This is a genomic window from Streptomyces sp. enrichment culture, assembly GCF_964273255.1.
Lineage (GTDB): Bacteria > Actinomycetota > Actinomycetes > Streptomycetales > Streptomycetaceae > Streptomyces.
Genome location: NZ_OZ186835.1, coordinates 6,707,473 through 6,730,207 on the forward strand (window position 1 = coordinate 6,707,473; position 22,735 = coordinate 6,730,207).

Sequence of the window (22,735 nt, forward strand, 5' to 3'; positions counted from 1 at the left end):
GGAGCGCCGCCCGTCCGGTCCGGCGCGCCCCCGACGGATCCAGGAGGATCGGCCATGAGCAGAGGCAGCCGCACCCTTTCCGCGCTCTACGTCGCCGTAGCCCTCTGGCTCGCCTACTGCACGGTCCGGACCTGGGGCGCCGTCCCCGCCTGGACCAGCCTCGCCATGGCCGCCGCGGGCCTGGCGCCCCTGCTCGGGATCGCCCGGGAGCATGTCATCGCCGAGGAGCGGCGGACCGTCGCCGTCCTCCGGGAACGCGAGGGCCGCCGCGGAGCCTGGCGTGACACGGCCGCCGCGGTGCTCGCCCAGGCCGAGGTGGACGCCGCCTGCTGCGAGCGGTGGTGGACCTCGTGCGCCACCGACCACGACCCCGGCTGCGCACACCGCACCTCACGGGACGGCTCGGCCTGACGCCGCGTCCGCGGTGCAGTTGGGGGACTGGCACCGGCGGCGCCGACCAGCAATGGACGCCGGCCTGATCAGGGGCCTGCACGCACGGCGTGCGGGGGTAGGGCCGAGGACATGAGGGCTTGCGGCGGGCGCCCCGGTCGCTACGCTCACCGGGTGCGTATTCCCCGCTCGCCCTCGGGCTGGACCATGGCCGTCTTCGGCGTGCTCGCCGCCGTGCTCGGAGCCGTCGGCCTCCTCTCTCCGACCGCGCAACTGTCCCTGCTGGGCCTCGCCGTGCCCGGTGAGCGGGGGAGCGGCGACCACACCGGCGCCTTCGTCACCGCGTCGTCGATGGCGGCCCTCAACATGGGCGTCTACTACGTGCTGGCCGCACTGGCGGACTGGCGTGCCTTCTACCTGTGGACGGTGCCGTTCCGCCTCCTCACCTGCGTGGTCTTCACCGCGGCGGTGGCCGGCGGCAGGGCGCCGCAGGCGTTCCTCGGCATCGCGGCGTGGGAGGGCCTCGGGGCCCTCGCGACCGGCGCCGCCCTGCTCCACGAACGGCGCACCGGCCGGCACGTGACCGGCCGCGCCCCGGCGACCGCCACCCCCGGGACGTCCGCCCCCGCGACCGCCGCCCCCGGCCAGGAGCCACGATGACCCCGCCCCGTCTGACCCCGCTGCTGGAACAGTTCGACTTCGCCCGCGCACGGCTCACCGCCCGGATGGCCGGGCCCCTGACGGACAGCGGCGACGGCTGCGACACCCCGGTCCCGGCCATGACCGACGAGGAGTACTTCTGGGAGCCGGTGCCGGAGTGCTGGTCGGTCCGGCGCCGCGCGCACGGACCGGGCCCCCGCGCGACCCTGCTCGCCGGCACCGGCGACTTCGGACGCGACGCCGCCGCGTACCCGCACCCCTGGCCGCCCCCGTTCACCACCATCGCCTGGCGGCTGAGCCACTTGAGCGACATGCTGACACTGCGCGCCGACCACACGGCCGGCAGCCGCCGTCTGACCCGCGACGACGTCGTGGTCCCCGGCGACGCGGCGACGGCCCTGGCTGCCTTCGACACCGGTGCCGCAGCCTGGCGCGAGGCGCTGCTGAGCGTCGACGACGCCGCCCTCGACACCGTCGGGTACTGCACGTACCCGCACGGCAGCGACGCGGAGGAGCCCTTCGTCGACATCGTGTGGTGGGTCAACCAGGAGGTCCTGCACCACGGCGCCGAGATCGCTCTGATCCGCGACCTGTACCGCGCGCGGGCCGACTGACCGCCGCCGGGCCGCAAGCACCCCCGGGAGCGGTCGCGCCCGGGGTGCGCGGACTCAGTCGGCCGTGCGCGGCGCAGTCCGGAACGCCCAGTCCGGATTCGGCTCGACCGCCCATCCGAACACCCGTCGCACGGGTGCCGAGCACAGGACCGTCACCAGCACCGCGGCGACCACCGTGACCACCACCGCGCCCAGCGGTTCGTACAGCCACTCGGGGTCGTACCAGCCCCAGTACTTGCTCACCTGGGCGACGAAACCGTGCAGCAGATACCCGTACAGCGTGGCCGCGCCGAGGGAGGTGAACCAGGTCCGCCGCCCGGGCACCCAGGACAGGAAGCAGGCGACGAGCAGCAGGGAGCAGGCGAACACGACGAGGGTCGCCATCGGTCCGTACCAGGCGGGGAAGCCCAGTTCCTGCGCGCTGTCCCGGTGGTACAGCCAGCCGGTGTTCACCCGCGGCACTGCCCAGTAGGCCCCCACCAGAGCCGCGGCGAACACCGGTACGGCCAGCAGCCGGGCCCGCCGGGTGCGCACCGCGCGGAAGTGCTCCGGCCGCAGACTCAGTCCGAGGACGAAGAACGGCAGGAACTGCAGCATGCGCTGGATGTCGAGGTCCTCGCCGAGCGACGGCGACATGGTGGCCAGCATGGCCACGGCCAGCGCCACGGGCACCGGCCACCGCACCAGCTTCCACAGCGGGGTGGTGAGCCGCCACACGAACAGGGCCGCCAGGAACCACGTCAGGTAAAGGGGCTCCAGCAGGGTGATCGGCCGGTCGGGCACACCGTCCGTCCACCGGGTGAAGAAGGTGTACGCCGTCTCGAAGATCACGTACGGCAGCGCCACACCGGTCACCAGGCGCCGGATGCGCCCCGGGCTGCCGTCGAAGGTGCGGGAGTAGTACCCGCCGATGACGATGAACGCCGGCATGTGGAAGGCGTAGACGAGTGTGTACAGCGCGGTGACGGTGCGGCTGTCGGACCGCAGCGGCTCCCACGCGTGACCGACGGCCACCAGCACGATCGCCAGGTACTTGGCGTTGTCGAAGAACGCGTCACGCTGCCCGGACCGGCGCGGTGCGCCGTCCGCCCCGGGGCGCTCGGCACCCGAGGCGGCCGTGGGCCGGCCGTCCGCCGTGGGCGGAACGTCCGTCGTGGCCACGGCCGTCGAACCGGCCGCGCCGTCCGCCGCGGGACTGGCCCGGTCGGCCTTCTGCCCGTGCTTCCCGGGCCCCGCCTCCGGTGCCGGATCGCCCCCGGAGGACCGTACGACGTCACTCACCGCGCCTCCCGGGGCCGGTGGGGCGCGCCGTCCGGGGGCCGCTTGCGTGTCTCGTGGGGGTGAGGACGGTGGGGAGGAGGAGCGGACACATCCCGACCGCCTCACCCGTCCCGCACCGTTCAAACCTGTGGTGTCGCCCACACCCGTCGGGAGGGCACGGCACGGCAGCGAACCCGCTCAACCGAACGGGTGGTCCTGGCACTTCTTGCGTCCCGTGGGAACCGGCGCGCCGCCGGCACCGTTCTTCCAGACGGACCGCGGGAGGCCCGGCCGGGCCTCCCGCACCGGTCCGGGCCGTGTCCGACGGTCCGCGGGCCGGACGACGGCGACTCACCCCGAGGTGGCACCAGTGGCGATGTGGGACAAGCTCAAGGAACAGGCCAGGACCCTCCAGCAGTCCCAGGGTGCGCGGCCCTCAGGCGGCCGGGCGCAGGGCCCGGGCGGCCCTCTCGGCCGGGCCGTGCCGGGCGGCCAGGGGCGCGGCACGTCCTCCGGAGGGTCCAGGGCCCAGCTGCTCTCCCTGCTGAAGTCGCAGCTGGCGTCGGCCAGGACGGAGCTCAAGAGCGGCGCCTACCGGGACGCCGCGATGGCCATGTGCGCCCTCGTCGCCGCCGCCGACGGCCACGTCGACCCGTCGGAGCGGCAGCGCGTGGAGGAGCTGATCGTCTCCAACGAGGTCCTGCAGAACTTCCCGCCGGAGCAGCTGCGCAAGCGGTTCAACGAGCATGTGGACCGGCTCGTGGGCCACTTCGAGTCGGGCAAGGCGCGGGCCCTGGAGGACATCGCCAGGACGGCGAAGAAGCCCGTGGAGGCCCGCGCGGTGGTGCAGACCGGCATCGTGGTGGCCGGCGCCGACGGTTCCTTCGAGGCGTCCGAGCAGTACGTCATCCGTGACGCGTGCGCGGTGCTCGGCCTCTCACCGGCGGAGTTCGGCGTCTGACGGCCGGCGCACCACCAGGCTCGCCACCTCGTAGTCCATCGCGTCGGTGTCCGCGTCCGGAGGCGGATGGTACCGCCCGGCGCACACCGAGAGGTTGACGATGAGGTGGGCGTGCCAGCGGCGGCCCACCCCCCGCCGGTCCGCGAAGGCGCGCGCGCCGTTCACCCACCAGACGACGGAACGCGCACCGAACTCCACCCGCAGGTCGACCCAGGCACCTGGGCGCACCGAACGGTGCCGGTAGTAGTGGCCGGCGTCGCGGACGTGGTTGCTCAGCTCCAGCAGGTCGGGGTTGTCCGGGTGGTACTCGAAGACGTCGATCTCCTGGTCGCCGTCCCGCCAGGTCCAGATGGCCGGCCATGCCCCGACGGCCCGGGGCAGCCGCACGCGGGCCTCGAGCACGTCGCCGGTCCGGGCGAGGAATCCCTCCGCGCTGCCCTCGGTGGTGAGCAGGCCGGTGTTCCAGCGGCCGTCCGGCCTGCGGGTGGCGCGGAAGACGCCGCTGCGGCAGTAGTCGTCGTCCGGCACCAGGTGATCGAGTTTGTCGTCGCCCGGATTGGTCGGGCCGCCGCCGGGATAGGCCCAGGAACGCCCCGCCACCCATTGGCGGGTGGAGGCGAAGTCGGCGGTGAAGACCACGTCCGCGGCCAGGAGGCAGGGAGCCTCGGAGGACGGGTCGTGAGCGGTGTCGGGTATCGGTGGATTCTCGGACGGGGGGGACGGGTCGTGCCGCGCCGGTTCGTGCATGTCCGGGTTCTCTCCGGTCCGGGACCCGCGCATGCGGGCAACGGACGAGCACACGGGGCAAACAACGCCTTCGAGTGAACGATGCCACCCGCCCTGACCGGCCCGTCGCACCCGCCGACCGCAGGCGTGCCCGGTACGGACGGTGCCGTTGCCCCGTTGCCCCGTCGTGCCGTCGTTCGGTCGTTCGGTCGTTCCGGCGCGCGCCGCCGCCGGACCGGGCCCGCAGCGCCGGACCCGGACGACCACCCGTCAGGGACACGGGCGGAGAATCCGGACGGGCGTCGGCCCGGAGCGCGGCGGAGCCCGGGAACGGTCCGGTGATTGTTCCGCGGGGGAGACGGTTCCGGGCCGCATGAAGGGGGTCGGGGAGGGGAGGGAAGGGACGGTGGGGCGGGACGGCGGCACGGAGCCCGGGGACGGCGGGGCGGCGGGTGCCTGCGGACGGCGGGGTGGGTGCCATGAGGGGCGTTGAGACGCGACCAAGCGCGCCCGGGCGCCCGGTACCCGCCGCCCCGGACCGCGCTGACCCGCGCGCCCGTCGTGCCCCGGACCGGACGCACGGGGCGCCCCGTGAGCCCTGTACGCGCCCCCGTCGGCGTACCGACAATGCAGTGCTCCCCGCCCGGACCGTCCGACGAAGTGCCGCCGTCCGCCCCCGAGTCACGTCGCTCCGCCTCCCGCCGACGTCCAGGAAAGCAGGTTCCGTCGTGCTGCTGCGTCTGCCCACCTCACTGTCCGAAGCGCGCGCCCATCTCGCGGAAGGAGCGGTCCCCGTCGGAGGGGCCACGCTCGTGTGGGGCGTCTGGCAACGGGACGGCTTCCCGGACCTGGCCGTCTCCCTCCGCCACGTCCCCGAGGCCAATGTGCTCCGGCCGGACGCGCTGGGCGGCGCCGTCCTGCTGCACCGCGTCGACGACCGGGTCCCGGAGGTGCTGCACCGGGCGGCCGGCAGCGTGGGCACCGGCGCCGTGCGCCGGACCGCCACGGTCGGCGGCAACATCGTCGGCAGCACGCTGCGCTGCCTGCTGCCCGCCGCCCTCGTGCTGGACGCGCGCGCGACCGTCCTGGACCCGGACGGGACCTACGAGACGGATCTGGCCGAGGTGGTGGCCAAGCGCCCCCTGCTGCTCGCGCTGCGCTGGCGCGAGCCCGTCGTGAGCGGGTACCACAAGGCGCCCGCCGACCCGGGCGGACCGCCGCCGCTGGTGGTGGCCGCCGCCGTCCACGCCGAGGAGGGCGGGGGCCACCGGCTGCGCGTCGCCGTCCGGGACGGCCACGAGGTGGTCACCGGGGCCGCCGCACATGCGGCCGGAGACGGCCCCGGGCAGGTGCTGCGGACCCTGGAGGCGACCGACCTCGGCGCGCTGCCTCCGACGGCCCGCGAGGCGCTCCGGCGCGAGGTGACCGCCCTGCTGGGCCGCCTGCCCTGACCGGCGCCGGGCGCCCCCGGGACGGTCCGTTCGACCGTCCCGGCCCCCGCCGGCCCGCGGCACGCGTGACCGCGGCCGGCGGGGGTACCCCGTCCCACCGGAGGAAGCGGAACGGACCGGTGGCGGGACGGGGTCCGGCACCCCGTCGGATGGGATGGCCATGTCACACTTCGCGGACGACCTCACGGACGGTTCCGTCCGGATCCAGTTCATCGGCAACGCCACCCTGGTGGTGCGGTACGGCGAGCTGACGCTGCTCACCGACCCCAACTTCCTGCACCGGGGCCAGTACGCCCACCTGGGATACGGGCTGGTGAGCAGGCGGCTGACGGAACCGGCCGTCGACATCGTGGACCTGCCCCGCCCCGACGCGGTCGTGCTCTCCCACCTCCACGGGGACCACTGGGACCGGCGTACGAACCGGCACCTCGACCACACTGTGCCGGTCCTCACCACCCGGCACGCGGCCCGGCGGCTGCGGGTCCTGCACGGCTTCGGCCGCACCGCCGGCCTGCGCACCTGGGAGGGCCTCACCCTGAGCCGGGGCGACGCGCAGGTCACGGTGACGGCCCTGCCCGGACGGCACGCCGGCCCGCGGGCCCTGCGCGCCCTCCTCCCGCCGGTGATGGGCAGCATGCTGGAGTTCGGCCCCGCCGGCGGCCCGGTCCGGATGCGGCTGTACGTGTCGGGTGACACGCTGGTCCACGACGGTCTCGACGAGATCGCACGGCGCTTCCCCGCCGCCGACCTGGCGGTGCTGCACCTCGGCGGCACCCGGCTGCCGGGCGGCTTCGTCGTGACCATGGACGGCGCTCAGGGCGCCGAACTGGCCCGCCGGCTCGACCCCCACCAGATCCTGCCGGTCCACTACCACGACTACACGGTGTTCCGCTCACCGCTCTCGGCGTTCCTCGCCGAGGCCGAAGCCGTGGGCCTGGGCGACCGGATCGTCCACTGCGGGCGGGGGCAGAGCGTCCGCCTGACCCCCGACCGGGGCGTGGTGCCGGCCGTGTTCTGAACCTCCGGCACCGGGCCGCCGTTCCACCCGTGGCCGCACGGGGTACCCGGCCGGCCCGCCGCCCCGTGACACCGAACCGAGGACGGTAGCGCGATGACCGAGTACGAACGTTCCCGCACCATGCCCGCCCAGCCGGAGCAGGTCTACGACCAGGCCGCGAACGTCGGGCAGATGGACGCCTGGCTGCCCGAGGCGCTGCACGTGCACGCCGGGGAGCCGCCCGCGGTCACCGTGCACGAGGACCGCACCGACCAGGACACCTCCGCCCTGCTGCGCGGCCGGCGCGAGCAGTTGCGGCTGGAGTGGGGCACCCGCGAACAGGGCGCCTACAGCGGCTGGCTCCAGGTCGCCGGGATCGGCAGCGGCGCCAGCGAGGTCACGGTGCACCTGTCCTTCTTCGACGAGCAGCACGACCCGGGGGAGGCAGCCGTCGGCGACGCCCTCGACACCAGCCTGCGCCGGCTGGAGGAACAGGTCCGGCTGCGCGTCGAGCACGCGGCCGACTGAGGAGGACGGAGGGCACCGTGCCGCGCCCCGTGTCGTACGCGGTCGCCGCCTCCGGGCAGTGGACCGACGAGGAGGAGGGCCGCCGCCGGCTTCCGGCCGGTGAGGTCCACGCCTGGCAGCCCGGGCGGAACGAGACCGTCTGCGGGCTGTCCCTGAGCCGTTCCCGGCTCACTCGGTTCCCCCACGTCTCCTGGCCGGACACCTTCCCGGAATCGGGCGGGGCGGCCGACCGCGTCCGCCGGCAGTGCCCCCGCTGCGCATCCGTCGCCGGACGGCGCGGTGGCGACGCCCGGCCCCGGTGGCGCCGCGTCGATCCGCGCCCGTGACCGGACCGCTCCACGGGCCCCCGCCCGGCCGCGCCTCGCGGCTCGGGTGAGCCGGTCGCGCGCGGTCAGCCGCCGGGCGGGCGCCCCGTGCGCAGCATCCGCAGCACCGCTGCCTCCACGGTGCCCAGCGTGGCCAGGGAGCCGTACGCGCTCTCGGCGCCGAGCCGGGGGAGCGCGGCGGCCACCGTCACACCCTCCTCGTACAGCTCGACCACCCGGGGGTTGATGTACGACGCCCGGCAGACGGCGGGGGTGTTGCCCAGGTACCCGGCCACCTCGCGCACCGCCCGGCCGACGGCGCGGCGGCGTGCCGTCTCGGTGCGGGCCGCCTCCCGGGACACCGCCAGCGCGACGGCCGCCATCACCGTGGCGTGCCAGGTGCGGAAGTCCTTCGCGGTGATCTCCAGCCCGGCCAGCTCCTTGAGGTAGGTGTTGACGTCGGCGCCGGTCAGCTCCCGCCATTCGGCGCGGTCCCGGTGGACGAACAGCCGCTCGCCCCCGCCGCGTCGGCGCAGCAACGCGGTGAGGGCCCGGCACACCTGAGGGTCGAAGACCTCCAGGTGCTGTTCCCTGCCGTGCTTGGCGGGGTACGAGAACCGCACCCCGCCGCCCCGCCGGCCGGCGTGCTCGCGCAGCAGTGTCGTCAGCCCGTAGCTGCTGTTCAGGTCGGTGTACCGGTCGCTGCCGATGCGGAAGAACCCCAGGTCCAGCAGGCGCACGGCGGTGGCCAGCACCCGTTCGCGGGTCAGTCCGCGCTCCGACAGGTGGGCGTGCACGGTCTCCCGCACCCGGGGCAGGCTCTCGGCCACGTCGAGCACGTGCTCGTGCTTGGCCTGCTCCTGCTGCGCCCGGAACCCGGGGTGGTACAGGTACTGGCGGCGCCCGGCCGCATCGGTGCCGACGGCCTGGAGGTGACCGTTGGGCCTGCGGCAGATCCAGACGTCCTGCCAGGCGGGGGGAATGACGAGCGCCTTGACCCGGTCGATCTCGGCCCGGTCGCGCAGCGGGCCGCCGTGGACGTCCACGTAGCGGAACCCGCGCCCGTGACGCCGGCGGGTGTACCCGGGGTCGCCGGGGCTGCTGTGGTGGAAGCGCACCGCCGCACCTCCCTCACGCGGGCCGCACCCGGGCGGCCCGACCGGGCCCACCGGCCCCGCCGGTGCCGCACCGCCTCGTCGCGTACCCAGTGCCCCGCCCTGCGGCCGGCATGCCTCCGGCCGCTGAAGCCTGTCGCCGCAGGCGCGTGAGCAGCGGGGGCGCCGGGCGGGCGTCCGTGCGGCGACCGGGCGGCGGTCGGCAGGGACATGATCGGCCGGGGGCGGCGGTCGGCAGGGACGTGATCGGCGGGGAGGTGTCGGCAGGGACGTGATCGGCCGGGAGGTGTCGGCAGGGCCGTGATCGGCCGGAAGATGTCGACAGTGACGTGATCGGCAGGCCCGTGGTCGCGACGTGGGCCGGTGACCGGGTGCGGACCCGGACTGCGACCCCTCCGACCGGCGGAAACAGTGGCGTGCCGGTCGAAACCGTGAGGATGAACACAATGGTTCGACAATGGTGCTGGTGTGCGGCAAGGTGCCGATGGGCAGTCAATGGCTGCGCGGGGGAAGGACGGTGTCGGACCTGGGGGGAATCAGCGTGCGTGTGTGTGTGATCGGTGCCGGTCTGTCGGGGCTGGCGGTGGCCCGTTCGCTCGCGGAACGCGGCATCGACTTCGTCTGCGTGGAGAAGGCTCCGGACGTGGGCGGGATCTGGCGCCAGCCCGGGGCCGGCGAGCGAGGGCCGGGCTATGTGTCGCTGCACCTCAACACCGCCAAGGAACTGACGGGTTATCAGGGCTTCCCGATGCCCGACCACTACCCGCTCTACCCCCGGCACAGCGACGTCGCTGCCTACCTGCGCGGCTTCGCCCGCTGGGCCGGTGTCCTGGACCGGATCGAACTGGGCACCGAGGCGGTGTCCGTGACCCGGGACGCGGCGGGCACGTGGACGGTGGTCACCCGGGCAGCGGGCGCCGCCGAGACCTCGCGGCGGTTCGAGCACGTGATCGTCGCCTCCGGCCACCACTCGCTGCCCGCGCTGCCCGACCCGCTCCCGCCCGGCTCCGATTCCTTTGCCGGAACGATTCTTCACTCGCTGGACTACCGGCACGGCAGCGACTTCGCCGGGCAGCGGGTGGTCGTGGTCGGCCTCGGCGCGTCCGCGGTGGACATCGCGGCGGACCTCTCCCGGCACGCCGCGCGCACGGTGCTGTCGGTGCGCCGTGGACTGCACATCGTGCCCAAGCAGTTGTTCGGCCTCTCGCTCGACGAGATCGCCGACGCGCCCTGGTGGAACGACATGACCCTGGAGGAGCAGCGCCGCTTCGTCGAGCAGGCCCTGCTCGTCGCCCGCGGCAGGCTCTCGGACTACGGGCTGCCCGAGCCGGACCACCGCATCTTCTCGTCGGCGGTGACCATCTCCGACGAGATCCTCAGCCGCATCCGCCACGGCGCCGTCACCCCGCGGCCCGCGATCGCCTCCTTCGACCGCGACCGGGCCGTGTTCACCGACGGTTCGTCCGAGCCGGTGGACGCCGTCGTGTACTGCACCGGATTCCGCCTGGACTTCCCCTTCCTGCCCGACGGCGGCCCGCTGGCCCCCGACGGCACGGTCGAGCTGTACCGACGTGTCGTCGACCCCGGACAGGAGGGCCTGTACTTCGTGGGCCTGGTCCGGCCCGTCGGCGCGATCACCCGGCTGGTGGAGGCCCAGGCCCAGTGGGTCACCGGCATCATCGAGGGCGGGATCGCCCTGCCCTCCCCGCAGGAGATGCGCCGCGAGATCACCGCCTACCTCGACGGCATCGGACAGCGCTACGGCCGCACCCAGGGCGCCTCCATCCAGGTCGACGTGCGCCCCTACCTGGCCGAACTGCGCCAGGTGCTCACCGTCTAGAGGATTCCCGGGCCCTGGGGCCCGCACGACAGGGCCGGGGGCCCCGGTGCACGGCACCGGGGCCCCCGGCCGTCGCACGGCCGTCGCACGGCCGTCCGCCGGCTCAGCCGACCGCCTGCGGACGCTGCGCGGCCCTGCCGGCCGGCGGCCTGACCGCGTACGCCTCCGAGGACAGGTACGCCGTCACCCGGGGCGGCCGGTTCTGCTGGTGCGCCAGGGCGAGGTAGGCGATCAGCCCCACCCCGTCCTCGGGCCGCCGGCCGGTCAGGACCTCCAGCGACCGGGTCAGCGCACCGGTGTCCGCGCCGTGCCGGCGCAACAGCCGCTCCGCACGGGCCAGCGCCTCCCCGTCGTGCGCGACGTAGTCCCGCACCGGGATGTGCAGGGTGAACCCGCTCGGCCGGTCGGCCCCGGTGTCGGTGAAGGAGTGGCAGGTCAGCCCGGGACGCCCGCTGAGCCGTGTCGTGCCGGGCCCTCTGCCCGCCGCCGTGCGGAAGAACTCCTCGATCGCCGCGGGGCCGGGGCCCCGCCGCATGCGGGACAGACGTCCGGCACGCGCGGCCGTCAGGCCGTCGTGACGGAGGTACACCTTCACCCGGGGCTCCTCCCAGTCCCCGAGGTCCAGGGCGAGGAACGGGTGGCCGTCCGCCTCGGGGAGGGCGGCGTACGCCCGCCGGTGGCCGAGCCGGTGCAGCGCCTCCCGCACGGTGGCGGCGGCCCGTTCCGGGCCCGACGCGGACGGGTTGAGGTACACCTTGACCTTCGGCACGCCTCCGGGCCGCAGCTCCAGCGCGCACCACAGGGCCAGCGGCCCCTGGGGGGACGGCGGCAGGAACAGGTCCCGGATCTCCTCCAGCGCGTCGGTGGCGAAGTCCCACCGGCGCGCCATGGTGCGGATCGCCGCGAGCCCCGCCGCCCCGTTGCCGGCCAGGCTGTCTGCGCCGCAGCCCGGCTCGGTCAGCAGGCGCAGCGCCGGGGCCGCGCCGGCCTGGAACGACAGCGAGAACTCCACCGGCGTGTGGTCGTCGGACAGGAACGTCCGGTTGGGCGGCGGCAGGTCCAGGGACCGGCCGGCCACCGGTCCCAGACACTCGGCCAGGACACCGGCATAGATGTCGGCGTCCGCCCCGGACAGGCCCGCGACCGCGCACATCCCGCGCAGCTGACGGGTGGTGAACCCGGCGAGGGTCCGGGCGCCCAGGGCCTCGCCGTCCGCGTACCCGCCCGCGCTCACCGGCCCTCCCCGCGCCGGAGGGTGCGCACAGGAAGATACCCGCCCCGTAGGGCGGGTATCTGCGGTCTCGGCGGGAAAGCGGTGTCTGAGGATATGTGGTCCATGACACCTCCTTTGCTTCGTGAAACAACGGGTATGCCGCGTTGCTCACTACCCCTGCCGTCGAACCTTCATGCGGGAGAGGCCACTTGGGCGGCTGTTGCGTAGGTCACCGGGTGAGCCAGTTGAGGAACTGGCTCCACCGGCCCACGCGTTCGGGCCGGCGGGCCGGCTCGCCCGGGGCCTCGGCCGGCGCGGGGCCCTCCGCCCGGTCGGCCCCGCGGTCCGGCTGCACCGGGGTGAAGCGGGCCGGCAGTGCGGCCAGCGCCCGGTGGAACGGACCGCGGCGCCAGGACAGGCTGTCCTCCGGCACCGCGAGCCGCAGGTCGGGCAGGTGGTTGAACAGGTTCTCGATCGCGGAGACCGTGATGTGCCGGGCCGGCTCCTTGGACGGGCAGGCGTGCGGGCCCGCGCTCCACGCCAGGTGCGCCCGGTTGCTGCCCGCCTGCCGCGTGGCCTGCAGCGCGGGACCGGTGTTGGCCGCCGCGAAGCTGACCAGGACCAGGTCGCCGGCCTGGAGGTGCTGTCCGGCGAACTCCACGTCGGTGGCCGGGTAGTGCGGCGCGTAGTTCGACATGGGAGGGTTCTCCCACAGGGTGTCGTCGAGCGCCTCGTCGATCAGGCCGCCCTCGCGGGCGTAGCGGTCGTGCGTGAGGAGGCGGTGCAGCGTGTTGCCGATCAGGTTGCGCAGCGGCTCGGCGCCCGCACCCAGCAGCAGGGCCAGCTGGTGCACCATCTCCTCGTCCGTCAGTTGGGCCTGATGCTGCATCAGCCAGGAGGTGACGTCGTCGCCGGGCCGGCTCCGCTTGAGGGCGACCAGCTCGCCCACCGCCTGGAACAGCACGGCGGTGGCCTTGTCGGCGTTGACGCCGTCGAACATGCCGGAGATGCCGAACAGCACCCGGTCGCCGATGTCGGCCGGGCAGCCGAAGAGTTCGTTGAACACGAACAGCGGCAGCTGCTTGGCGTAGTCACCCAGCAGGTCCGCCGAACCCCGGGCACCGAACTGGGAGATGAGGTACCCGGAGATCTGCTCCGTGCTGCGGCTCAGCCGCCGGGTGTCGACCCGCGCCATGCTGTCCGTGACCGCCTGACGGAGCCTCAGGTGGTCGGCGCCGTCGGCGAACATGCAGTTGGGCCGGTAGGCCAGCAGCGGGGCCACCGGACTGTCCGGGCCCACCTTGCCCTCGTTGAACGCCCGCCACCGGCGCGCGTCCTTGCGGAAGGTGCCCGAGTCCTGCAGCAGCTGCAGCGCCGTGGCGTAGTCCGTGACCAGGGTCGCCTCCACGCCCGGTGCCAGCTCGACCGGCGCGGCGGGGCCGTAGTGGCGCAGGAAGCCGTAGTACGCCTGCGGGTCCGCGGCGAACTCCGGTCCGTACAGCGGAACCCGGCCGCCGGAGCCGTGGGCCGGGCACCCGGGCGGGGGTACCGGGGTGGTGTCGTCAGCGTCCATGTCTGCTTCCAGCTCCTAGTGGGCGCGGTCCAGCAAGTAGCGGACCAGTGTGGTCAGTGCGGCGGCCGAGGACTTCTCGTCGCGCGCGTCGCAGGTGACGACGGGGGTGTCGTCGAGCAGGTCCAGAGCCTCGCGCAGGGCCCGTTCGTCACGGGGCGGAGCGCCGTCGAAGTGGTTGATGGCGATGGCGTAGTCGAGTCCGTACTGCTCGATGAGGTCGATCACCGCGAAGGAGTCCGCCAGCCGCTCCGGGTCGACCAGCACCAGCGCGCCCAGCGCGCCGCGGGCCATGTCCTCCCACATCTGCACGAAGCGCTGCTGGCCGGGCGTGCCGAACAGGTACAGCACCACCCGTTCGCTGATGGTGAGCCGGCCGAAGTCCATGGCCACCGTGGTGGTGGTCTTGCCCTGGACGCCCTTGAGGTCGTCGACCGCCTCGGCGGCCCGGGTCATCGTCTCCTCGGTGGACAGCGGCTCGATCTCGGAGATCGAGCCGATGAACGTCGTCTTGCCCACCGCGAAGTGCCCGACGACCAGGATCTTCACCGCCGTCTGGGTCGCCCCGTCGCGGACGTAGGCCTGCTCACCCAAACTTGGCGCGGAGACCATTGAGCACCTCCTCCAGGATCTCCCGGTCGGCCAGGCGGGCACGCGCCACCGGTGGCCGGGTGATGAGGTAGCCGCCCTCTGTCAGGGAGGCCAGCAGAATGCGCACGACACCCAGCGGCAGCCCGGTGTGCCCGGCGAGCTCGGCGACCGAGAGGTAGCCGGCGGAGCAGATGTCCAGCAGGCTCTGCTCCTCCGGGGACAGCCGGGTCGGCCGCTGCGCGTGTTCCGGCGAGGCCGTCACCAGGGTGATCAGGGACAACTGCTGTTCGTCCGGCAGTTCCCGGCCCCTGGTGATGACGTACGGTCGCACTAATTCGGCGGCCTCCGGCTCCCACCCGTCATGACCGGTCATGAGCGGACGCCGAGGTTCTCGCGCGGCGGCGTCGTCAGCTGCTTGCCGAGCTGGGCGACGAGCTGCTGCATCCGGAAGGTGATGTCCGCCATGTCGACGTCCGGCGAGGCGGACACCCCCAGGTAGGCGCCCTCACCGGCGGAGATCAGGAACACCCAGCCGCCGTCGAACTCGACCAGCGTCTGCCGCCAGCGGTGGTCGGGGTCCTCGCAGAAGAAGCCGAGGGTGCGGCTGAGCGACTGCACACCGCTCATCGCGGCGGCGACCCGGTCGGCGTCGTCCTTGTCGAAGTCCTTCGTGCGGGCCATCAGCAGCCCGTCGGCGGAGATCAGGACCGCGTGCAGGGCCCCGGGAATCTCCAGGGCGCTGTCGAGCATCCATGACAGGTCGTCGTTCACGAGAGATCATGTCCTTCACTGCGTGCACCAGGGGTGCTGCTCGTCTGGTCCCCGGCCTCCGGCTGTGTGACCCGGCCGGACTGCGTGCCCCGCTGGAAGGCACCCATGACCTGCGCGTGTTCGGAGTCGGAGCGGCCCGCGGAACGCGGGGCCGACGCGTTGCCCGGCACGATCGCCATCGGTCGCTTGCGGCGCCGCCGGGGCAGCCCGTCGACGGTCGGCGCCGGGACGGGGGACGAGGGCTCCGGACCGTCGTCCGGACCGTTGGGGGCCGGCCGGGCGGCCGCGGGAGCGGCAGCCTTCTTCTCCGGCATCGCGGTGAGCAGTTCGTGGGGGAGCAGGACCACCGCGCGCACCCCGCCGTACGGCGAGGAGGAGTCCACCGACACTTCGAAGCCGAAGCGTTCGCACAGCACGCCGATGACCGCGAACCCGAACTGCGGCGGATTGCCGAGCCCGGCCACGCTGGAGGCGCGTTCGCTGGAGAGCAGCTTCTGGGCGCGGGCGCGCTCCTCCTCGCTCATGCCGACACCGGCGTCGTCGACCACGACGCAGATGCCCTTGGGCACGGTGCGGATGTTGATCTCGACCACGGTGTCCGGACTGGAGTAGCTGGTCGCGTTGTCGAGCAGCTCGGCGAGCGCCAGCGCGGCGGGCTCGACGGCCCGGCTGGTGATGCCGAAGTCCACCTGGGAGAGGATCTCCACCCGGCGGAAGTGCCGGATGCGGCCCTGCGCGCTGCGGACCACGTCGTAGACCGACGCGGTGTCACGGCGTCCGCCCAGCCAGCCGTCGCAGAGCACGGCGATGGACTGGGCGCGGCGGCCGAACTGGGAGTTGGTGTGGTCGATCTCCAGCAGGTCCTGCAGCATCGCCGAGTCGCCGTACTTGCTCTGCAGCCGGGAGAGGACCAACTGCTGTTCGGCGGCCAGGCCCTGCAGGGTCCTCATGGCCGACTTCAGAACGGTCTTGGTCTCCTCCTCGGCCTGCTCCTGCGCGGCCCGTACGGATTTCTCGTAGTCGCTCTCCAGCTCCGCGTAGTGATCTCTCAGGCCCTCGATCTCCTGCCGCATCGCGCGGGAGGCCCTGCGCTGCCGGACGATGAGGGCGATGGCGATGACGAGGGCGACGAGGAGAGCCCAGAGCAATGGGTTCCCTATGTATTCCGTCATAAGACTCTCTTCAGGCGACTGAAGGCCGGCTTGCTGATGGTCCCGTCACTGCGGGCGGTCACGGACCGCCCGCCGGGGTTGCCGCCCGGGCCGTCCCAGCAGGGGAGATGTCGGCTTTGGCTCATCCGCCCGCTCCGCAAACGCGGTGATCGTATCATCGGGCGAACACATGAACTGACGTCAGGAAATCTGTTCGCAGGGGCGCTTGACCCTCCGCTTCCGTTCCGGTGACGGGCCGGGTCAGCACGTCACGACGTCGGGACACCGGCCGGCCGCGTCGGCCGTCCGAAGCGGGCCGGGACGCCTGGGGAGTAGAGCACGCTCACCGGCTCACCGGCCGGTTCCGGCAGTCCGGCCGCCGTGAACAGGTCCTGCTCGCACGCCAGGAGTGCGGCCCGGTGCAGCGGCCACCGCGGGTGGGCGTTCGGCAGGTACCTCGACCGCCCGAAGAACACACCGTGCATGCCCCAACGGGCCGTCAGGAAATGCTCCAGCGCGCTGGGTTCACGCACCGGCTCACCGATCCGCACGGTGATCCGGTTGCCCGCGCCACGAGGACCGGGACAGCGCCGCCGGCCGGTGTACGTGACCGTGTCGCCGCTCGAGGCGATCCCCATCCGCGACCACATGTACGGCATCCGGAAGACGAGCCGGCCCAGGGCGGCGGGCAGCAGCCGGGAGGCGTCCAGGGAGAGGAACACCACGCCGCGCCGCCCCTGTTCGTCCACCGAGTACAGACGGACGTTGGTCTCCGGAAAGGTGCCGAGGTACGGCACGCCCGGCAGGCCGAACCAGCCGACCCGGTGCATGCGGAAGGCGACCAGGCCGATGTACGTCACGCCGTCCAGGGTGTCGGGCACGGTCCCCGGCGGCAGCAGGCCGGCCACGTCGGCCGGCTCCGCCGCCCAGTGCAGGAAGGTCAGGTCGAGCCAGGACTGGGTCATCAGCGGGTGCGCTATCGCCTCGGGGGCGTCGGCCGTGATGGGCTGTGGGGGGAGCTTCACGGAATCAGTGTCACGCAGGGCGCGGACCCGCCGGTCGGCGCCCCTCGGCCCTGCCGCCGTTGGCCCCGCGCGCCCCAGGGGCGACACTGGGACCATGCAGAAACTCTCCCTCGACGCCCTCGCCCGGGAACACCTCGAACGGGCCGGAACCGGATCGAACGGCCGCAGCGCGACCACCGTCTACGGCGGCCACGAACACGTCCTGCGGCAGACCGTCCTCGCCCTGACCGCGGGCACCTCGCTCGCCGAACACGAGAACCCCGGTGAGGCGACTCTGCTGGTGCTGCGCGGACGGGTCCGCCTCGCCAGCGGCGACACCTCCTGGGACGGCCGGGAGGGCGACCTGCTGGCCATTCCCCCGGCCCGGCACAGCCTGGACGCGGTCGAGGACGCCGTCGTCCTGCTGACCGTCGCCAAGACCGGCTGACCCGCCCGGACGACGGGGGCCTCCCGCGGACCGCGCCGGCCCCCGTCTTCCGGCCCAGGTCGCCCTCCCCGCGGTCGCTGCGAGCGCCGCGGGAACGGGCGGGCGGCCGGCTATCCGACACCCAGTCCGGCGTCGTCCACCGTCTCCTTGCCCTCGGCCTTCAGCACCTTGTTCAGCGGGCCGAGGTCGTAGATGCCCTCCAGTTCGGGCTGCTCGAGCAGTCCGGCCTTCACCGCGTGGCCCGCCTGGGTGTCGAGGGTGGACGCCAGCGGGTCGTCCAGGAAGGTGATCGACGTCCAGGCGGGATCGATGACCTCCGGGGGCAGTGGCTTGCCGGACAGCTTCTCCAGGGCGGCGTTCGCCGACGCCCTGGCCTGCTCCGGATGGGCGTTGATCCACTCGTTGGTGCGCACCGACCCGCGCAGCACGGCCTCGACGACGTCCGGGTGCTTCTCCAGGAACTTCCGCGACACGATGATGTTCGTGATCACGAACTTCTTGTCGGGCCACAGGTCGGCCTCGTCCAGCAGGACTTCGGCGCCCTGCGCCACCAGGCGGGAGGCGGTCGGCTCCGGCACCCAGGCGCCGTCGATCGAGCCGGCCTGGTAGGCGTCCGGCGTCACCTTGTTGTCGGAGCGCACCACGGAGACGTCGCCCGCGCCGCTCTGCGGGTCGACCTTCCACCCCTTCTCGGCGATCCAGTTGAGGAACGCGATGTCCTGGGTGTTGCCGAGCTGGGGTGTGGCGATCCTTTTGCCCTTGAGGTCGTCCTCGGACGTGATCCGGTCCGGGTTGACCACGAGCTTCACACCGCCGGACGCCGAGCCGCCGATGATGCGGAGGTTCCGGCCGCCCGACTTGGTGTAGCCGTTGATGGCGGGCGACGGGCCGATCCAGCCGATGTCGATCGAGCCGGCGTTGAGCGCCTCGATCTCGGAGGGACCGGCGTTGAACGTCGACGCCTTGATCGTCGTGCCGCCCAGTTCCTTCTGGAACAGGCCCTCCTGGACGCCCACCAGGGCGGTGGCGTGGGTGAGATTGGGGAAGTAGCCGATCCTCACCTCGTCGGCGGAGAGCTTCTCGGCTCCGGCCGCCACCTGGGACGTCCCGTCGTCGTCGGCGGATTCGGAGCCGTAGCCGCAGGCGGTGAGCAGCAGGGGGAGGGCCGCGGTGGCGGCGAGGGTGCGCAGCAGGGCACGGGGTCGTGCGGCAGACACGGGGTGTCCTCTCATGAAGGTGAGTGGGGCAGTACGGAGGGGGCAGGACGCGCGCGCCACCGGCCACCCCCGCGAGCGTGGGCCAACCGGGCGCGGCGACGGGCGGCGGCGGAGGAGCGGGGTGGCGGACGGTCCCGGCGGACTCCGCGAACCGGCGGGCTCCGCGTCAGGGCATGGGCCCGGCGGACGGCCGGAGCGGACGGAGCGCGGAGCGGGCGCGCCCTCCCGGGACGGTCCCCACGACGCGACGGCGACACGGCGGCGGTACGGCGCGTGTGAGCCGGGGAGGCGGGGCGGACGGGCGGGCGCTGAGGCGGGCTACGCGCTCAGGGCCGTGCGACAGATGGCGCTGGAGGTGCGCCCGAAGTCGATGTGGCGCCGCGAGGTGAGCGGGAACGGTGAACGGAGGCTGCGATCCGACGCGCTCACGACCGCCACCCCCTCTTCCGGCTGTCCCCGGATGTCCCGCTCGGTTGCCGGGAATCGTGACAGAAGACGGCGCCTGCCCCAAGAGGGCGTTCACATCCTGGATGAGGTCGTCTCGCATTCTGGCACCGAGGCGGCCGACGGCCCAGGGGCGGCCCGGCGAGCGTTCCGGCGAGCGGCCCGGGCGGGCGGCGACTGAGCTCGCGGGCGCGGCCGGGCACCCAGGGCATCGGCCAACGACCGCGTGAGGACGTGAACTCGGGCAGCCCCCTCCGCCTCCGTCCGCGAAACGGCCGGATCCCCGCGGCGGCCGGGCGCCCCGGACGGGCCGTCACGGCGGCGCCGGCGCGCCGGTCACCGCGTCCCGGACGGCGGATCGGTGTAGGTCTCCAGCGTGCCGCGACGGCGGACGTCCAGCGTGGCGCAGTGGAACGAGCCGCCGAACGGGGCGTAGTGCAGCAGGTTGCAGGGGATCGGCTCGAAGCCCCACTTCTCCAGGGCCCGCAGCATGCCCGTGTGGTGCCGTTCCGCGATGACCCGTTTCTCGTCCACCATCAGCACGTTCATGCTCAGCCACTTGCCGCACATCGAGGTGACCCGCAGCAGCGGGTCGCGGATCGGCTCGGGCTCCGGCGCCGTCAGCACGTCCCACGACCGCAGCACGTCGGGCAGCCGGTCGACGTCGATGTACTCCGGGTTGACCAGGACCTTGCCGGGGGCCAGCAGCACGAACGTGGTGTCGATGTGCATCGGCGTGCGGCAGCGGCTCTCGATCTCGTGGATCCGGTAGCCGGGGCCCAGGTGGCGGCGCAGCCACTCGATGCCCATGCGGTTGGTGACGTTGCTGCGGGTGACGAACAGGTCCCGGCCCGCGCGCACGAAGTCCGCCGCGTCGAACACCGGCTCGAACTCGGTGAGGATGTAACGCATGGGCTCGTCCGGACCGGGGATGCGGAAGTCCGGTTCGAACAGGGCGTCGGTGAGTTCGGGCTTCGGGGCCGCGGTCCAGCGCGCGCCGCGCCGGAAGTAGTCCTTCAGCACGCGCCGGTAGGAGTGCGTCTCGAAGTAGCGGCAGGGCCAGGCCATCGGGGTCTCGATGATCTCGTCGCCGATGACCAGCATGCTGTCCCGCGGACAGGTGTTGCAGAAGCCGCGTGACGACCAGTCGGGGGTGCCGAAACGCCGTTTGTGGTCCACCGCGTCCGGGCGCCGCACCGTCACCCCCAGGGACTCCAGCAGCGCGACGAAGTGGTCCAGTTCCTCCTGCGCCCGCTCGATCAGCAGGCGCGGGTACTTGTAACCCGCGGCGAGCCCCTGCAGCCGCGCCGCCCACGGCGGGACGTTGCAGGTGACCACCGGGTGCCCGGACGGGATCGTCGCGCCGTCGAGGCGCCCGACGATGATCTCCTCCAGCGGGTCCCACTCGTTGTGCGAGCAGACCGGGGACGCCGGCTCCGTGCCGGTTCGGGTGGCGGTGGTCGAGGGTGCGGACATCGTGCCTCGTCTTCCCGTGGGCGACCGGTCGTCCAGTATAGGTTCCGGATCACCGAAAGTGCATGGCCGTGCGCGGGGAGTCAGTCGACGGGCCAGGTGTGCACCGGCGCGTTGAGATGCATGTAGTCGATGTACTGCTGCGTCATCCGGCGCAGCGCCTCATGCCGTCCGCAGCGCGCGGAGGCGTCGATGTGGTGGAACATCTCCTTCTGCCACACCGCGCCGTTGCGGCCGGTCACGCACCGCTGCTCGATGATGCCGAGCAGCGGCTCCCGCCAGGCCGCGTCCATCCCGGAGAGTTCCAGACCGCGGTGCGCCATCGGCAGCAGGCGCCGCAGGACCAGCTCCTGCACCGGCACCTCGCCCACGCCCGGCCAGTACAGCATGGCCTCGATGCCCTGCCGGGCCGCCGTGTGCAGGTTCTCCTCGGCCGCGGAGAACGACATGCGGGACCACACCGGCCGCTCCTCCTCCACCAGGGCGCGGGTGAGGCCGTAGTAGAACGCGCCGTTGGCGAGCGTGTCGGCCACCGTCGGCCCGGCGGGCAGCACCCGGTTCTCCACCCGCACGTGCGGCTTGTCGTGGGCGACGGCGTAGACGGGGCGGTTCCAGCGGTAGATGGTCCCGTTGTGCAGGGTGAGTTCCGCCAGATCGGGCACGTCCCCGCGGTCCAGCGTCTCCCGGGGGTCCTGGTCGTCGCACAGCGGCAGCAGGGCCGGGAAGTACCGCAGGTTCTCCTCGAACAGGTCGAAGACGCTGGTGATCCACCGCTCCCCGAACCACACCCGGGGCCGGACCCCCTGCACCTTGATCTCCTCCGGGCGGGTGTCGGTGGCCTGCTCGAACAGCGGGATGCGGGTCTCGTGCCACAGCTCCTTGCCGAACAGGAACGGCGAGTTGGCCGCGAGCGCGACCTGCACCCCGGCGATGGACTGCGCGGCGTTCCAGTACGCGGCGAACTCCTCCGGGTGCACCTGGAGGTGGAACTGCGTACTGGTGCAGGCCGCCTCCGGGGTGATGGTGTCCGCGTAGGTGCGCAGCCGGTCGACGCCGTCCACCTCGATCCGCAGGTCCTCGCCGCGGGCCGCGAAGATCTGGTCGTTGAGGAGCCGGTAGCGCGGGTTCTCCGACAGGGCACCCTCGCCGACGTCCTCCTGCCGGAGCGTGGGCAGGATCCCGGACATGATCAGGTGCGTCCCGACCGACCGGGCGCGCTGCTCCGCGTGGTTCAGCGCCGCCCGGATCTCGCTCTCCCAGGCGTCGGGGCCGCCCGCCGTCAGCCGGCGGGGCGGGATGTTGATCTCCAGGTTGAACCGGCCCAGTTCGGTGGACCAGGCGGGGTCCGCGATCGCTTCCAGGGCGTCGCTGTTGCGCATCGCCGGCTCGGCCTGCTCGTCGACCAGATTGAGTTCGATCTCCAGGCCCACCTGGGGGCGCTCGGTCTCGAAGCGTGCCTCACGCAGCATCAGCGCGAAGGTGTCGAGGCACTCCTGCATCTTGATCCGGTACCGACGGCGGTCCTCGCGGGTGAACACCATCGCCGGGACGTCCCGTCCCATCGGTTCTCCCTCCCGGCTCGCGTCTGGGGCTCCCCCACCCCAGAGTGGCACCACCGGGCTGCGGGGACCAGGCGACGGCGTCCCAACGGGACGCAACCATCGGCGCGGGCCAGTCGTCCCCCATCGGGTACGACCGGCCGGCTCCGCCGTCCCGCGGCGCCGAGGCACGAGGAAGGGGTGGACATGGCCGAACGGGCGAGGATCAGCATCGGTCTCGACGCCGAACTGGTGGTGGAGGTGATGGTCCTGTCGGGGATCGGCTCCCCCCAGGACGCCGTCGAGGCGGTGGTGCGGGACTACGTGGCCCGCGGCCACCGCACGGAGGCCCGCACCGGCCGGGCCGACCAGGGCCTGCGGGAGACCGACGCCCGGCCCCAGGAACCGCAGGGCTGACGCGCGCGGCGGCGCACCGGCGCGAGGCCGCACGGGGGACGGCCGCACGGC

24 protein-coding genes are annotated in these 22,735 nt (G+C 73.3%); 11 read left to right on the top strand and 13 right to left on the bottom strand.

The features are described 5' to 3' along the window. The first annotated feature begins 54 nt into the window (after positions 1-54). The 3 genes from ACSU53_RS29285 to ACSU53_RS29295 all read left to right on the top strand — a co-directional run bounded on the left by ACSU53_RS29285 (position 55) and on the right by ACSU53_RS29295 (position 1,664). A complete protein-coding gene (locus ACSU53_RS29285; RefSeq protein ID WP_437032625.1) occupies positions 55-411 on the top strand; it encodes a hypothetical protein in 357 nt (118 codons plus the stop codon). Between the two features lie 186 nt (positions 412-597). Next, positions 598-1,050, top strand: coding sequence for a hypothetical protein (locus ACSU53_RS29290; protein ID WP_437033475.1), 453 nt, complete (start codon positions 598-600; stop codon positions 1,048-1,050). Further along, on the top strand, positions 1,047-1,664 hold the full coding sequence (locus tag ACSU53_RS29295) for a DinB family protein (RefSeq protein WP_437032627.1): 618 nt from the start codon (positions 1,047-1,049) through the stop codon (positions 1,662-1,664). Before ACSU53_RS29290 ends, ACSU53_RS29295 begins: the two co-directional genes overlap by 4 nt. A gap of 54 nt (positions 1,665-1,718) precedes the next feature. Here ACSU53_RS29295 and ACSU53_RS29300 read toward each other — a convergent pair whose 3' ends face one another. After that, on the bottom strand, positions 1,719-2,825 hold the full coding sequence (locus ACSU53_RS29300) for an acyltransferase family protein (RefSeq protein WP_437033477.1): 1,107 nt from the start codon (positions 2,823-2,825) through the stop codon (positions 1,719-1,721). Between the two features lie 469 nt (positions 2,826-3,294). Between ACSU53_RS29300 and ACSU53_RS29305 the strand changes: the two genes are divergently transcribed. Then, positions 3,295-3,885 (top strand): tellurite resistance TerB family protein, encoded by a 591-nt coding sequence (locus ACSU53_RS29305; RefSeq protein WP_437032629.1) that lies wholly within the window; start codon positions 3,295-3,297, stop codon positions 3,883-3,885. Here ACSU53_RS29305 and ACSU53_RS29310 read toward each other — a convergent pair. Further along, complete coding sequence (locus tag ACSU53_RS29310; RefSeq protein WP_437032631.1) at positions 3,862-4,632, bottom strand: beta-glucanase; 771 nt, start codon at positions 4,630-4,632, stop codon at positions 3,862-3,864. The two genes, ACSU53_RS29305 and ACSU53_RS29310, sit on opposite strands and share 24 nt — an antisense overlap. A 707-nt stretch (positions 4,633-5,339) precedes the next feature. Between ACSU53_RS29310 and ACSU53_RS29315 the strand changes: the two genes are divergently transcribed. The 4 genes from ACSU53_RS29315 (at position 5,340) to ACSU53_RS29330 (ending at position 7,913) form a co-directional block, all read left to right on the top strand. Next, positions 5,340-6,062, top strand: a complete 723-nt coding sequence (locus ACSU53_RS29315; RefSeq protein WP_437032633.1) for an FAD binding domain-containing protein — start codon at positions 5,340-5,342, stop codon at positions 6,060-6,062. A gap of 160 nt (positions 6,063-6,222) precedes the next feature. Further along, entirely contained in the window at positions 6,223-7,080 is an 858-nt protein-coding gene (locus ACSU53_RS29320) for an MBL fold metallo-hydrolase (protein ID WP_437032635.1), read from the top strand. Positions 7,081-7,173: 93 nt separating this feature from the next. Beyond that, complete coding sequence (locus ACSU53_RS29325; protein WP_437032637.1) at positions 7,174-7,587, top strand: SRPBCC family protein; 414 nt, start codon at positions 7,174-7,176, stop codon at positions 7,585-7,587. 17 nt (positions 7,588-7,604) lie between these two features. Further along, on the top strand, positions 7,605-7,913 hold the full coding sequence (locus tag ACSU53_RS29330) for a hypothetical protein (RefSeq protein ID WP_437032639.1): 309 nt from the start codon (positions 7,605-7,607) through the stop codon (positions 7,911-7,913). Positions 7,914-7,978: 65 nt separating this feature from the next. Here the strand turns inward: ACSU53_RS29330 and ACSU53_RS29335 are convergent, their stop codons facing one another. Then, complete coding sequence (locus ACSU53_RS29335; RefSeq protein WP_437032641.1) at positions 7,979-9,010, bottom strand: DNA topoisomerase IB; 1,032 nt, start codon at positions 9,008-9,010, stop codon at positions 7,979-7,981. A 538-nt stretch (positions 9,011-9,548) separates the two neighbouring features. Here ACSU53_RS29335 and ACSU53_RS29340 point away from each other — a divergent pair. After that, the gene (locus tag ACSU53_RS29340) at positions 9,549-10,847 is read left to right on the top strand and encodes a flavin-containing monooxygenase (RefSeq protein WP_437032643.1); all 1,299 of its coding nucleotides are present in this window, start codon (positions 9,549-9,551) and stop codon (positions 10,845-10,847) included. A 103-nt stretch (positions 10,848-10,950) separates the two neighbouring features. Here the strand turns inward: ACSU53_RS29340 and ACSU53_RS29345 are convergent, their stop codons facing one another. From ACSU53_RS29345 to ACSU53_RS29375, 7 genes are all read right to left on the bottom strand, one after another. Next, on the bottom strand, positions 10,951-12,081 hold the full coding sequence (locus tag ACSU53_RS29345) for a tryptophan dimethylallyltransferase family protein (protein WP_437032645.1): 1,131 nt from the start codon (positions 12,079-12,081) through the stop codon (positions 10,951-10,953). A gap of 208 nt (positions 12,082-12,289) precedes the next feature. Then, entirely contained in the window at positions 12,290-13,633 is a 1,344-nt protein-coding gene (locus ACSU53_RS29350) for a cytochrome P450 (protein WP_437032647.1), read from the bottom strand. Between the two features lie 15 nt (positions 13,634-13,648). Further along, positions 13,649-14,242, bottom strand: coding sequence for a GTP-binding protein (locus tag ACSU53_RS29355; RefSeq protein WP_192233447.1), 594 nt, complete (start codon positions 14,240-14,242; stop codon positions 13,649-13,651). After that, a complete protein-coding gene (locus ACSU53_RS29360; RefSeq protein WP_437032649.1) occupies positions 14,217-14,594 on the bottom strand; it encodes a DUF742 domain-containing protein in 378 nt (125 codons plus the stop codon). Before ACSU53_RS29360 ends, ACSU53_RS29355 begins: the two co-directional genes overlap by 26 nt. Beyond that, positions 14,591-14,992: a roadblock/LC7 domain-containing protein gene (locus tag ACSU53_RS29365; RefSeq protein WP_432056643.1), complete on the bottom strand. Its 402-nt coding sequence runs from the start codon at positions 14,990-14,992 to the stop codon at positions 14,591-14,593. Before ACSU53_RS29365 ends, ACSU53_RS29360 begins: the two co-directional genes overlap by 4 nt. Further along, on the bottom strand, positions 14,989-16,164 hold the full coding sequence (locus tag ACSU53_RS29370) for an ATP-binding protein (protein WP_437032651.1): 1,176 nt from the start codon (positions 16,162-16,164) through the stop codon (positions 14,989-14,991). Before ACSU53_RS29370 ends, ACSU53_RS29365 begins: the two co-directional genes overlap by 4 nt. A gap of 248 nt (positions 16,165-16,412) precedes the next feature. After that, a complete protein-coding gene (locus ACSU53_RS29375; protein ID WP_437033479.1) occupies positions 16,413-17,108 on the bottom strand; it encodes a YqjF family protein in 696 nt (231 codons plus the stop codon). A gap of 154 nt (positions 17,109-17,262) precedes the next feature. On the opposite strand from ACSU53_RS29375, the gene ACSU53_RS29380 reads away from it, so the two are divergent. Then, the gene (locus ACSU53_RS29380) at positions 17,263-17,595 is read left to right on the top strand and encodes a cupin domain-containing protein (protein ID WP_362097739.1); all 333 of its coding nucleotides are present in this window, start codon (positions 17,263-17,265) and stop codon (positions 17,593-17,595) included. 110 nt (positions 17,596-17,705) lie between these two features. Here ACSU53_RS29380 and ACSU53_RS29385 read toward each other — a convergent pair whose 3' ends face one another. The 3 genes from ACSU53_RS29385 to ACSU53_RS29395 all read right to left on the bottom strand — a co-directional run bounded on the left by ACSU53_RS29385 (position 17,706) and on the right by ACSU53_RS29395 (position 22,291). Beyond that, on the bottom strand, positions 17,706-18,827 hold the full coding sequence (locus ACSU53_RS29385; protein WP_437032653.1) for an ABC transporter substrate-binding protein: 1,122 nt from the start codon (positions 18,825-18,827) through the stop codon (positions 17,706-17,708). Positions 18,828-19,592: 765 nt separating this feature from the next. Continuing rightward, entirely contained in the window at positions 19,593-20,732 is a 1,140-nt protein-coding gene (locus ACSU53_RS29390) for an amidinotransferase (protein WP_437032655.1), read from the bottom strand. A gap of 80 nt (positions 20,733-20,812) precedes the next feature. Beyond that, positions 20,813-22,291 carry a glutamate--cysteine ligase gene (locus ACSU53_RS29395; protein ID WP_437032657.1) on the bottom strand — a complete coding sequence of 493 codons (1,479 nt, stop codon included), beginning with the start codon at positions 22,289-22,291 and terminating at the stop codon, positions 20,813-20,815. A gap of 183 nt (positions 22,292-22,474) precedes the next feature. Here ACSU53_RS29395 and ACSU53_RS29400 point away from each other — a divergent pair, with 183 nt between their 5' ends. Next, entirely contained in the window at positions 22,475-22,684 is a 210-nt protein-coding gene (locus ACSU53_RS29400; protein WP_437032659.1) for a DUF2191 domain-containing protein, read from the top strand. Positions 22,685-22,735 lie beyond the last annotated feature (51 nt).

What these genes read in the sequence shown, in the direction of transcription:
- ACSU53_RS29285 (WP_437032625.1), top strand. Translation starts at nt 55, where the DNA reads ATGAGCAGAGGCAGCCGCACCCTTTCCGCGCTCTACGTCGCCGTAGCC.
- ACSU53_RS29290 (WP_437033475.1), top strand. Translation starts at nt 598, where the DNA reads ATGGCCGTCTTCGGCGTGCTCGCCGCCGTGCTCGGAGCCGTCGGCCTC.
- ACSU53_RS29295 (WP_437032627.1), top strand. Translation starts at nt 1,047, where the DNA reads ATGACCCCGCCCCGTCTGACCCCGCTGCTGGAACAGTTCGACTTCGCC.
- ACSU53_RS29310 (WP_437032631.1), bottom strand. Translation starts at nt 4,632, where the DNA reads ATGCACGAACCGGCGCGGCACGACCCGTCCCCCCCGTCCGAGAATCCA.
- ACSU53_RS29320 (WP_437032635.1), top strand. Translation starts at nt 6,223, where the DNA reads ATGTCACACTTCGCGGACGACCTCACGGACGGTTCCGTCCGGATCCAG.
- ACSU53_RS29325 (WP_437032637.1), top strand. Translation starts at nt 7,174, where the DNA reads ATGACCGAGTACGAACGTTCCCGCACCATGCCCGCCCAGCCGGAGCAG.
- ACSU53_RS29350 (WP_437032647.1), bottom strand. Translation starts at nt 13,633, where the DNA reads ATGGACGCTGACGACACCACCCCGGTACCCCCGCCCGGGTGCCCGGCC.
- ACSU53_RS29355 (WP_192233447.1), bottom strand. Translation starts at nt 14,242, where the DNA reads ATGGTCTCCGCGCCAAGTTTGGGTGAGCAGGCCTACGTCCGCGACGGG.
- ACSU53_RS29360 (WP_437032649.1), bottom strand. Translation starts at nt 14,594, where the DNA reads ATGACCGGTCATGACGGGTGGGAGCCGGAGGCCGCCGAATTAGTGCGA.
- ACSU53_RS29370 (WP_437032651.1), bottom strand. Translation starts at nt 16,164, where the DNA reads ATGACGGAATACATAGGGAACCCATTGCTCTGGGCTCTCCTCGTCGCC.
- ACSU53_RS29375 (WP_437033479.1), bottom strand. Translation starts at nt 17,108, where the DNA reads ATGACCCAGTCCTGGCTCGACCTGACCTTCCTGCACTGGGCGGCGGAG.
- ACSU53_RS29380 (WP_362097739.1), top strand. Translation starts at nt 17,263, where the DNA reads ATGCAGAAACTCTCCCTCGACGCCCTCGCCCGGGAACACCTCGAACGG.
- ACSU53_RS29385 (WP_437032653.1), bottom strand. Translation starts at nt 18,827, where the DNA reads ATGAGAGGACACCCCGTGTCTGCCGCACGACCCCGTGCCCTGCTGCGC.
- ACSU53_RS29390 (WP_437032655.1), bottom strand. Translation starts at nt 20,732, where the DNA reads ATGTCCGCACCCTCGACCACCGCCACCCGAACCGGCACGGAGCCGGCG.
- ACSU53_RS29395 (WP_437032657.1), bottom strand. Translation starts at nt 22,291, where the DNA reads ATGGGACGGGACGTCCCGGCGATGGTGTTCACCCGCGAGGACCGCCGT.
- ACSU53_RS29400 (WP_437032659.1), top strand. Translation starts at nt 22,475, where the DNA reads ATGGCCGAACGGGCGAGGATCAGCATCGGTCTCGACGCCGAACTGGTG.